The organism is Micromonospora sp. KC606, from assembly GCF_004348675.1.
In the GTDB taxonomy this organism is placed as follows: Bacteria; Actinomycetota; Actinomycetes; order Mycobacteriales; family Micromonosporaceae; genus Micromonospora.
The window spans coordinates 21,265-31,157 of record NZ_SMKN01000043.1 but is presented as its reverse complement, the minus strand read 5'-3'; the positions used below and the strand labels follow the sequence as shown (position 1 = coordinate 31,157).

The following is a 9,893-nucleotide window of genomic DNA, read 5'->3' as shown; positions in this document are numbered from 1 at the left end:
GAGCGGACCAACCCCGGTCGTCGCGCTGGTCAGCCCGGGAACCCTCCGGTTGCCCGACGTTCCAGGACGGCTCCTCCGCGCCGGAAGACCACCCGCCCGAATAACCACCGTAGCCGCCCGCCACCCCGGGATCGGCGCCGTCGACCACCGTGTGCCGGGTCGTCACGTGCACCGTCTCGGTGTGCCGCAGCACCGGACGGCCCTGCGGCTCGGGCACCGGGCGGGCCGCCCCGTACACCCCGACGGACGCCCCGGCCGCGGCTCGGTCGGCCCCGTAGTCGGGCCCGTAGTCGGGCCCGCCGCTGTCCTGGCCCGGAACGACGCCGTACCCGCCGGCCTGGCCGGTGGCGGGACGCTCGGCGCCGTACCGGCTGCCGGTCGGCTCGTCGTCGCGGTCGACCGCCGACCGGTTCCAGGTCGCGGGCTCCTCCACCGCTCGCCGTCGCCCACCCTGCGGGTCGTCATGGGGCTCCGGCGCCGGCACCCGCGCCCGACCCGTCCCGGCCGGTTCCTCCAGCCCGGTCAGCCCGGCGGCGGCGGCGATGCCCGCCGCGGCGGCGTCGAGACGTCGGCGCATCGCGTTGACCTGGTTCTCCACCCGCTGCGCCTGGTCGAGCGCCTGGTTGCCACGCTGGGCGGCGGCCACGATCTCGGAGCGCAGTTCCCGGCGCAACTGTTCCAGCTCGTCGAGAAGTTCAGCACCGTGCGCCTGGCCGCCCGAGTCGCCCCGCAGCGCGATCGACAGGCCGATCAGGACCACCGCCATGATCGCCAGCACGGCGGCGAACCGCAGTGGACCGTTGCCGTCGGCGACCAGCAGGATCAGTGCCGCGACCGGCGCGATCGCCACCCCGATCCAGAACAGGACGTTCAACAGCTGGGGATGGCGCTGGTTGATGAGGGCCGGGGCGGGCATGGCTTCGGAGCCTACCGACAGATGTCCGTGGTGGGAACGGCCTGCACCCGGATCGGGCCGTCGACCGCACCGACGCGGGCCTGGCGGGCAACGGGGCCGTCGGGCGTGGGCGGGCGCGCGGCCCACGCCCGGGAGACCGTCAGCTGGTGCTCAGCGCGCCGTCGGAGGAGAAGACCAGCCCGACGCTGGCGTTGCCGCTCCTCAGCGCGTTCTTGGTCTGCGCACCACCGGTGTCCAGAGAGCTGAACGAACCGGCGTGGAAGTCGTAGACCTGCACCAGGCCCGCCTGGCACTTCGGGCGCTGCGGGCACTCCGGCGGCCCGGCCAGCACGGTCGTCCGGCCGGAGCACCTGGCGGCCAGGTCCGAGAGGGTCCGCACGCCGTACCTGTCGGCGAACGCCTTCGTGACGGCGAAAGCGTTCTGGTTCTGTGCCTGCGACGGGGTGCCGAAGGCGATGCCGTACCTGTCCCCGGCGGTCTTCAGCGCGGCGGCGGTGCTGTCCAGGTCGGGGGAGGAGACGGGGGTGGCATTCGGCCCGTTGGTCTTGGTGTTGAGGAACTCGGCCATGGTCGCCGCGTACTCGGGGACGACCTGGATCTCGCCCTTCTCCAGTGCCGGCTCGTACAGCTCACGGTTGCCGATGGTCTGCACCTTCACCCGGTACCCGGCGGCGGTGAGGGCGATGTCGTAGAGCTCGGCGAGGGTCTGGCTCTCGGAGAAGTTGCCGGCGCCGACCACGATCTGCCCGCCGGGGCCCTTGGCGATGCCGGTGGTGAGGCCGCTGGTCGCGGCGAACTCCTCGGCGGCGACCTGTGGGGTCTTCCGATCGACGTCGACGGCCTTGTTGAGCGCGATCAGCTTCGGCGTGTCCAGCGCGGCGGAGACCTTGTCCAGCGCGGCGATCAGCGGTGGGGCTGCCACGTCGGCGTTGACCGCCGGGATGACGTTGTCGGTGTTCTGCAACTTCTTGTCGTCGGTCAGGACGACGAGCTGGTCACCGGCGACCGGGGCACACCCCGCGCCGCCGGCGCCCGACTCCGGCGCCGCCGTGCCGGACGAGCCGGCGCCCCCGCAACCGGTGAGCAGCCCCGCCACGGTGAGCGCCCCGACCGCGCCGACCGCCACCCGTGTACGTACGTGCATGTGTTGCCCGCCTTCCGTGTCCCGGCGCGGCCCCCCGCGGGCCGGCCGCGCGTCCGACAGGCGATCTGGACGGTCGCCCGCGACTCCAGCCACTATCCTCTCGGCCGGACCGACAAACTCTGAACGGGATTTCGTGACCGGATCGGACGGTGCCGCTCAACTCCCGGCCGTGGCGTCCACGGCCCGCCGGATCGCCACCCGTCGGTCCCGGCGCAACGGTCGCGGGGTGACCGCCCGCTCGACCAGCGCGAGGGCACCCTCGACCAACAGGGCCAGCCCGGCGACCAGGACGCCACCGGCGATGATCTGGCCACCGCCGGCGGCTATGTCCAGCCCGAACCCGGCCCGGATGATCTGACCCAGCCCGCCGCCGTTGACAAAGGACGCGAGCGCGGCGGTGGCCACAACCTGCACCGCCGCCGTCCGGAAGCCGGCCGCGAGGTACGGCACGGCGAGCGGCAGCTCGACCCGGCGCAGCACCTGCCCGCCGGAGAGCCCCATTCCCCGGGCCGCGTCCCGGGCCTCCGGGTCGGCCTGCCGCACCCCGGTGTAGGCGTTGGCCAGCAGCGGCGGCACCGCGAAGACCGCCAGCGCCACCACCACCGCCGGCCGGCCGAAACCGAGGAAGGTCAGCGGCAGGATGGTCAGCAACGCCAGGGTGGGGATCGAGAGCGTGATGTTGGAGATCAGCAGGATTGGGCCGCCGCCGCGACCGGTGTGCCCGAGCCAGAGCCCGAACGGCCACGCCACCAGGCAGCCGAGCAGCACCGCGGCGGCGGACATGGTCAGATGCTCCCCGAGCCGGTCCAGGACGCCACCCGGGTTGGTCCAGTTCAGCGGATCGTTGAGCCAGACCACGGCCTGCCGCACCGGATTCACGCCCGGCCCCGCAGCCACGGCGTCAGCAGCCGGCCCACCCCGGCGAGGAGCAGGTCCAGCACCAGGGCGAGCAGCACGCACAACAACGTGCCGGTCATGATCTGTGCCCGGTAGAAGTTGTTCTGGAAGCCGGCGAAGATCAGCTGCCCCAGGCCACCCCGGCCGAGCACCACGCCGACGGTGACGAGGGCGACCGTGGAGACCGTGGCGAGGCGTACGCCGGTGAGAATGCCGGGCAGGGCCAGCGGCAGGTCCACCCGGAACAGCCGTGCCCACCGGCCGTACCCCATCCCCTCGGCCGCGTCGCGCACCTCGGGCGGCACCTGGTGCAGCCCCGCCACCGCGTTCCGGACGATCACCAGCAGCGCGTACAACACCACCACGGTCAGCACGGTGACCGCGCCGATGCCCAGGTAGGGAGCGAGGAAGGCGAACAGGGCCAGCGACGGGACCGTGTAGAGCACCCCGGTGAGGCCGATGATCGGTGCGGCGAGGGCCCGGTACCAGTACGCGGCCACCGCCAGGGGCAACGCCACCAGGGCGGCGATCAGGACCGCCCAACCGGTCAGCGAGACGTGCTCCCGCAGCGCCGCGAGGATCGTGTCAGAGTTGTCCCGCACGTACTGCCAGGAGAACCAGGGGTTGCCTGCTTCGGCCCGGTAGCTCAGGGGGAGGGACACAGGTGGACGGTACCTCGGGCGGCACCACCGACGCCGGGCACGGCGCGGCCTCGATCACACTCGACGGGGTCGGGAAGCGCTATCCGGACGGCACCGAGGCTGTCCGGGAACTGAGCCTGGAGGTCGTGGCCGGCGAACTGGTGGTGCTGATCGGCCCGTCCGGCTGCGGCAAGTCCACCGTGCTGCGCATGGTCAACCGGCTCGTCGAGCCGACCGGCGGGCGGGTTCTCCTCGACGACGAGGACATCACCCGCGTCGACCCGGTGCGGCTGCGCCGCCGCATCGGCTACGTCATCCAGAACGTGGGTCTTTTCCCGCACCAGACGGTCGACACCAACGTGGGCACCGTGCCCCGGCTGCTCGGCTGGCCGAAGGAGCGGATCCGGCGTCGGACCGGCGAGTTGCTGGAGCTGGTCGGGCTGGACCCGGCCCAGTTCGGCCGCCGCTACCCGCACGAGCTCTCCGGCGGCCAGCGGCAGCGGGTCGGAGTGGCCCGGGCACTCGCCGCCGACCCGGTGGTGCTGCTGATGGACGAGCCGTTCTCGGCCGTCGACCCGATCGCGCGGGGCCGGTTGCAGCAGGAGTTTCTCCGACTGCAGGCCGAGCTCCACAAAACCGTCCTGCTGGTCACCCATGATCTGGACGAGGCGGTCCGGCTCGGCGACCGGATCGCGGTGCTCTCCGAGGGCGGCCAGCTGGAGCAGTACGACACCCCCGCCGCACTGCTCGGCGCGCCCGCCTCGGCGTTCGTTCGGCAGTTCGTCGGCGCTGACCGGGGTGTCCGGCGGCTGGCCGTCACCCCGGTCACCCGCGCGGTGCTCGCCCCGCCAGCCGCCGACGCGGGTCTGCCCACGTTGGAGTTGGGCGGCTCCGCGTACGACGCGCTGGCCGCGATGCTGACGGCCGGCGCGGAGGCGGTCCTGCTGACCGAGGACGGTGAACCGGTCGGCGTGCTCGACCGGAGCAGGGTGCTGGAGCTGGGTCGGGCCTGCGGGTGAGGGTGGGACGTCCGGCCGGCGCCCGACGGTCAGGCCCGGCCGCCGAGGCTGGCCAGGCCGACGATCCAGCCGGCGAAGAAGCCGTACGTGGCACCCGTCCCCGTGGTCTGGAAGTCGGCGAGCAGCGTCCCGCCGGAGGTCAGCAGCGCCGCCAGCAGCGTGCCCACCGCGCAGGCGAGGACGTACGCGGCCCAGCCGGAGAGGAACTGGCTGAGCGAGCCCTGCACCCGGGCCACCTGCGAGGTGGGCAACAGGTAGAGGAAGGCCGCCGCGAAGACCACCAGCAGGATGGCCCGCAGGTCGGTGGCGAGCACGCCCTGACCCGGTTCGACGGACTCCAGCCGCCAGGCCGGCCAGGCCAGCAGCCGCAGGAACCAGCCACCGGCTGAACCGGGGTCGGTGCTGGTCTCGGCCCAGTCGACGTACCAGGGGCTGCCGCAGACCCCGACCAGGATGAGCGCGGCGAGGGCCCCGGTGCCGGTGGCGGTGCCGTACCCGCTGGCGGTGCGGGAAGGGTTGGTGACGGCCATGCGGCCGGAAGTTCCCGGGCCACCCCGGCGGGCAAACCTCCGCCAACCGGCGGCGCGACCGGTCAGTGCTTCATCAGGTAGTCGATGAACGCGGCGCGCAGCAGCGGCGCCGACTCCTCGTAGCCGTGCCCGGTCAGTTCCCGCCACAGCGCGGCGGCCTCGTCGATGGTCGGACCGACCGAGTTCGGTGCCCCGTCCAGGGCGGCGGCCTCGTCCGCGTCGGGCAGGTGCCGCAACACCGACCAGAAGAAACCCACGTCGCGTCGCGCCCGGGCCAGCGCGAACGCCTGTTCCCGCAGCTCCTCCGTGGAGAGCGCGTCGAGCTCGTCGAAGGCGCGGCCGGCGCCGGTGGAAGGAGTCTCGGTCATGTCCGCGAGCCTAACCGGCGAGATCAGATCCGGCCCGTCGGACGCGGCCGACCGGCCTCGCTACCGGTCGCGGTCGTCCCATCGGCTCGGCCCGGTCTCCCAGTGGGGGGAGTCCCAGGGGTCCCGCGGCGCGTCGGTCGTCGGGGTCGGCAGCGCAGGCGTCCAGGAGTCGGTCCGGCCCGGGCGGGCCAGCGACCACCCGGAGCTGATCGTGCCGTCGGCGACCGGGGCGAGTTCGGCCGCCTGCCCGGCCGCCGGGCGGGGCCGGCCGAACGTCTCGACCAACCGGGTCACCACCAGCCCGACAGCCAGTGCCGCCGCGCCGACGGCCCACCGGTCCAGGGGCCGGCCCTCCGCGGCCGCCAGGGCGAGGGCGACGACGACCACGCTCACCGCGAGCAGGGTGCCGAGGATCCCGCCGCGCCGGCCGTACGCGCTGGTGCCGCCGAGCAGCGCCACCCCGACGGCCAGCACCGTCCCGTCCAGCCCCGCCTCAGGCACGACGGGCGCGGTCCCGCTCGCGGCTACCAACACCCCGGCCAGCAGGGCGAGCAGGGTGGAGCCGACCAGCGCCGTCACGGTGACCAGGGCCGCCAGCACGCCGCGGCGGCGGGCCGGGTCGGCCACCGGCCGGAACCGGCCCACAGTCCGGCGCACCGCCCGGATCGTGGTGAAGAGCCCACCCAGCACCGCGACGGCCGCGAAGCCGGCGAAGAGGTGGAACGCGACCCGGCGTACGTCGTGGTCGCCCTGCACCGTCACCGGCGCGATTCGCCGCTCGATCCAGACGACCACCGCCGCCGCGGCGGCGAGGCTCGCCGCCCAGCCGGGCACGTGCAGCACCACCACGGCGAGGGCCAGGGCGAGCCCACCGAGCGCGGCGACCACAAGGGCCGGCACGAGCGACTCCCGCAGCCCTCGGTCGCCCTGCTCGGCGAAGTGCAGCGCCGCGGCCACCGCCACCGGGCCGACGGCCAGGTTGACCGCCGCGGTCCGCAGGCTCAGCCCGGCGGCGAGAGCGAGCAGGCCGAGGGCGACCGCGTCGACGAGGAGGGTGCGCAGGCGGTCACCGCGCAGCGCGTCGGCGTCGGCCTGCGCGAGCAGCACGACGAGCGTGGCCAGTCCGGCCAGGAGCAGCGCCTCCCAGACCAGGTGCACACCGATCCGGTCCCGGCCCGGTCCACCCTGGGCGGGATCGTCGACGGTGCCCGGGCTCATGGCGGGCACGCCTGGCGGCTCCGTCGCGGGAACCTGACCCGGCTCGTCGTACGCCATACCGCGCACCTCCCCCCGCCGGCCGTCCTCGCTGACGGCCGCGTGCTCTTCGGTCGCCAGGGACGGTACCTGCGCGTGCGGCCCCGCGTAACCCGCTGATCAGCGGTGGGGCGGCCGGCTGTGCCGGTCGCCGGGCTCCCGGTCCTCGTCGTCCTCCTGCTCGGGCACCCGGCAGGCGCGTTCCAGCCAGAGCGCCGCGGCGACCAGGGCGAACGCGGCGAGCAACCCGGCGCCGGCGGCGGGCCGATCGTTGACGGCGGCGTTGGTGTCCTCGATGAGAAGCCAGCCGGTGAGGCCGGCGTAGAAGCCGGCGAAGATGGCCCCGGCCAGCGCGGACGCCTTGGCCAGCACCACGAACCGGGCGACCAGCAGCGGGTTGACCGGCTCCCGCCCGGGCCGGCGCTCGATCCGGCTGCGGGTGTTGACCGCCGCGTACGCCTCCAGCACCGCGAGGGCGGCCAGGGTGACCACCGGCAGCCAGGGCAGGCCCGACCCGAGGTCACCGTAGAAGGCGCTGATCAGCAGCCAGGCGACGGCCGCGGCGGCGAGCGCGGCCACCACCAGGGTGGAGATCCGGGTGGGACCCATCCGGAAGCGGTCGGGGTCGCCCCCACGCGGGGTCTGCGCCTGGGTCATGTGTCCGACTCTAACGCCAGTTCCGGACGAGGGCTGAGTTCCAGGGCGTCACCGGCGAGCGGTTCGGCGTTGAGCAGGTCGGTGAGCCAGCCGTGTCCGGGCAACCGGCCGTGCGGTTCGATGTCGATCCACGGCCGGAGCACGAAGGCCCGCAGGTGGGCGCGGGGGTGCGGAAGGGTCAGTTCGGGGTCGTCGCTGAGCACCGGTTGGCCGGCGTCGTCCCAGACGGCGACGACGTCGACGTCCAGGGTGCGCGGCCCGAACCGGCGCCGCGGGTCGCGGTTCCGACCGGCCGCCGCCTCGGCGGCCCGGGCCCGCGCCAACCAGTCCCGAGCGGTCGCCGCCGAGTCCACCACCAGCACCGCCGCGTTGAGGTACGCGGGCTGGTCCGCGTCGCCCCACGGTGGGGTCTCGTACACCCCGGAGACCACCCGTACGGTGTCGCCGAGCGTGTCCAGGGCGGTGCGCAGGTGGGCCGGGCGGTCACCGAGGTTGCTGCCGATCGACAGCACGGCCCGGGTCACCGGGCCCGCCGCATGGTGACGGCGACGTCGGCGAAGGCGTGTGGGATCGGTGCCTCCGGCTTGTGCACGGTGACGGTGGCGGCGGCCACCCGGGGCTCGGCGAGGCAGACCGCGAGCAGCCGGTCGGCGAGGGTCTCGATCAGGTTGACCGGCTCGCCGGTGATCACGGCGACCAGCCGCTCGGCCAGCTCGCCGTAGTGCACCGTGTCGGTCACCTCGTCGGAGCGGGCGGCCGGGGCGAGGTCGAGTTCGAGCACGGCGTCGATGACGAAGTCCTGCCCCTGGGCACGCTCGAAGTCGTAGACGCCGTGCCGGCCGCGTGCCCGCAGCCCGGACAGCTCGATCCGGTCAATCATCTGTCTCCCTCGTCGCGGCCGGCGACCCGGTCCGCGTCGGCGTGTCCCGTTCCGTGTCCCGGCGCGACCGCGTGGGCCAGTCGGGGGCGGCCGGTGGCCGTCCAGACGGCGAGCGCGTCGGCGGTGCCCCGGACGTCGTGCACGCGTACCCCCCAGGCGCCCGCCGCGACGGCGAGCACGCTGGTCGCGGCGGTGGCCACCTCCCGGCCGGCGGTAGGGCGGGGGGTGCCGTCCGGGCCCGCGAGCAGCAGGCCCAGGTAGGACTTGCGGCTCGCTCCGAACAGGAGCGGGAAACCGAGCTCGACGAGCTCGGGCAGGCGGGCGCTGAGTTCCCAGTTGTGCGCGGCGGACTTGGCGAAGCCGAGTCCTGGGTCGACGATGATCCGGTCCGCCGCGACCCCGGCGGCGAGCGCCGCGTCGACCCGCCGGCCCAGCTCGGCCCGGACCTCGGCGACGACGTCGGTGTAGGTGGCCAGGTCGCGCATGTCCCGCGAGTGGCCGCGCCAGTGCATGAGCACCCAGGGGCAGCCGGCGTCGCGGACCACGCGGGCCATGTTCGGGTCTGCCAGGCCGCCGGAGACGTCGTTGACCGCGGCGGCCCCGGCGGCGAGCGCCGCCTCGGCCACCGAGGCGCGGCTGGTGTCGATGCTGACCGTGACGCCCGCGGCGGCCAGCTCCCGGATGACCGGGACCACCCGGGCCGTCTCCACGACGGCGTCGACCCGGTCGGCGCCCGGGCGGGTGGACTCGCCGCCGACGTCGACCAGCCGCGCCCCCTCCGCCCGCAGTCGCACCCCGTGTGCGACGGCGGCGTCGAGGTTCGAGTAGAGACCACCGTCGGAGAAGGAGTCGGGCGTGACGTTGAGGACGCCCATCACCACCGGGGCCCCGGCCGGTACCAGATCGGTCACGACCAGACAGTACCGGGCGCGCCGGGCCGGCCGGCGAGCCCCGAGGGACCGACCGGAAGCGGTGGCTGACGTGCCTATTGGAACAGGTGTACGATCGGTCGTCCGTGCCGTTTCGGGTCCACTCTTCGCGGGTTGTCGCAAAGGGGGGCGGCCCGTACGCTGTGGAATTGCCCAGCATCGAGACGGCGAAGCCTGGAGGGAGGGCCGAAGCGGGAAGAATCCCCCCAAAGCTCGCCACTCACCGTGGTGGGCAACCAGCACAGCGTCACCAGCGCCGTGCGCAGTGAGCAGTTCCCGCCAGGCTTGCCTACCGCACCGCCGCGGCTCCGCCGGCCGCGTTATGGGGAGGTTCCAGTGATCGCCTTCGACCTCATGGAGACGGCGTCGTCCGGCGTCGCGCAGGTGCTGCACACCCTGGCGTCGGCCCCACTGGCCGAGCCCGCCCCCAAGGGCATCGACACCAACGGCGTCGTCACCTTCTTCGCCAGCAAGATCGCGCCGATCCTGCTCGCGGTGCTCGGCGTCATCTTCATCGGTCGAGCCAGCCGGGGCGAGATCTCCAAGGTGCTGACGAGCTCCGCCATCGCGATCGTCGGCCTGGCGTTCATCGCCGGCGCGGCCACACTCTTCTTCGTGGGCGACTACCTGATCGACCTGATCTTCGAATAGGCGCAGG

General features: G+C 74.1%; 12 protein-coding genes and 1 pseudogene. 2 read left to right on the top strand and 11 right to left on the bottom strand.

Annotated features, from left to right (window positions below; all coding sequences use genetic code 11):
• The 4 genes and pseudogenes from E1193_RS12215 to E1193_RS12200 all read right to left on the bottom strand — a co-directional run.
• Window positions 1-916: pseudogene (locus E1193_RS12215) on the bottom strand (hypothetical protein); the annotation flags it as partial.
• 139 nt (window positions 917-1,055) lie between these two features.
• Window positions 1,056-2,060 carry a glycine betaine ABC transporter substrate-binding protein gene (locus E1193_RS12210; protein ID WP_132183253.1) on the bottom strand — a complete coding sequence of 335 codons (1,005 nt, stop codon included), beginning with the start codon at window positions 2,058-2,060 and terminating at the stop codon, window positions 1,056-1,058.
• 156 nt (window positions 2,061-2,216) lie between these two features.
• Window positions 2,217-2,939 (bottom strand): ABC transporter permease subunit, encoded by a 723-nt coding sequence (locus E1193_RS12205; protein ID WP_132183251.1) that lies wholly within the window; start codon window positions 2,937-2,939, stop codon window positions 2,217-2,219.
• Window positions 2,936-3,619, bottom strand: coding sequence for an ABC transporter permease (locus E1193_RS12200; RefSeq protein WP_132183249.1), 684 nt, complete (start codon window positions 3,617-3,619; stop codon window positions 2,936-2,938). Before E1193_RS12200 ends, E1193_RS12205 begins: the two co-directional genes overlap by 4 nt.
• A 2-nt stretch (window positions 3,620-3,621) precedes the next feature.
• On the opposite strand from E1193_RS12200, the gene E1193_RS12195 reads away from it, so the two are divergent.
• The gene (locus tag E1193_RS12195) at window positions 3,622-4,617 is read left to right on the top strand and encodes an ATP-binding cassette domain-containing protein (protein ID WP_132183247.1); all 996 of its coding nucleotides are present in this window, start codon (window positions 3,622-3,624) and stop codon (window positions 4,615-4,617) included.
• 29 nt (window positions 4,618-4,646) lie between these two features.
• Here E1193_RS12195 and E1193_RS12190 read toward each other — a convergent pair whose 3' ends face one another.
• The 7 genes from E1193_RS12190 to folP form a co-directional block, all read right to left on the bottom strand.
• The gene (locus tag E1193_RS12190; protein WP_132183245.1) at window positions 4,647-5,147 is read right to left on the bottom strand and encodes a hypothetical protein; all 501 of its coding nucleotides are present in this window, start codon (window positions 5,145-5,147) and stop codon (window positions 4,647-4,649) included.
• 62 nt (window positions 5,148-5,209) lie between these two features.
• Window positions 5,210-5,515: a hypothetical protein gene (locus E1193_RS12185; RefSeq protein WP_132183243.1), complete on the bottom strand. Its 306-nt coding sequence runs from the start codon at window positions 5,513-5,515 to the stop codon at window positions 5,210-5,212.
• Between the two features lie 60 nt (window positions 5,516-5,575).
• A complete protein-coding gene (locus E1193_RS12180; protein WP_132183241.1) occupies window positions 5,576-6,790 on the bottom strand; it encodes an ABC transporter permease in 1,215 nt (404 codons plus the stop codon).
• A gap of 99 nt (window positions 6,791-6,889) precedes the next feature.
• On the bottom strand, window positions 6,890-7,426 hold the full coding sequence (locus E1193_RS12175) for a DUF3180 domain-containing protein (RefSeq protein WP_132183239.1): 537 nt from the start codon (window positions 7,424-7,426) through the stop codon (window positions 6,890-6,892).
• Window positions 7,423-7,950: a 2-amino-4-hydroxy-6-hydroxymethyldihydropteridine diphosphokinase gene (gene folK / locus E1193_RS12170; protein WP_132183237.1), complete on the bottom strand. Its 528-nt coding sequence runs from the start codon at window positions 7,948-7,950 to the stop codon at window positions 7,423-7,425. Before folK ends, E1193_RS12175 begins: the two co-directional genes overlap by 4 nt.
• Window positions 7,947-8,306: a dihydroneopterin aldolase gene (folB, locus tag E1193_RS12165; RefSeq protein ID WP_132183235.1), complete on the bottom strand. Its 360-nt coding sequence runs from the start codon at window positions 8,304-8,306 to the stop codon at window positions 7,947-7,949. Before folB ends, folK begins: the two co-directional genes overlap by 4 nt.
• Window positions 8,303-9,217, bottom strand: coding sequence for a dihydropteroate synthase (folP, locus tag E1193_RS12160; RefSeq protein ID WP_207922675.1), 915 nt, complete (start codon window positions 9,215-9,217; stop codon window positions 8,303-8,305). Before folP ends, folB begins: the two co-directional genes overlap by 4 nt.
• 354 nt (window positions 9,218-9,571) lie before the next feature.
• Between folP and E1193_RS12155 the strand changes: the two genes are divergently transcribed.
• The gene (locus E1193_RS12155; protein WP_132183259.1) at window positions 9,572-9,886 is read left to right on the top strand and encodes a hypothetical protein; all 315 of its coding nucleotides are present in this window, start codon (window positions 9,572-9,574) and stop codon (window positions 9,884-9,886) included.
• The last annotated feature ends 7 nt before the right edge of the window (window positions 9,887-9,893 follow it).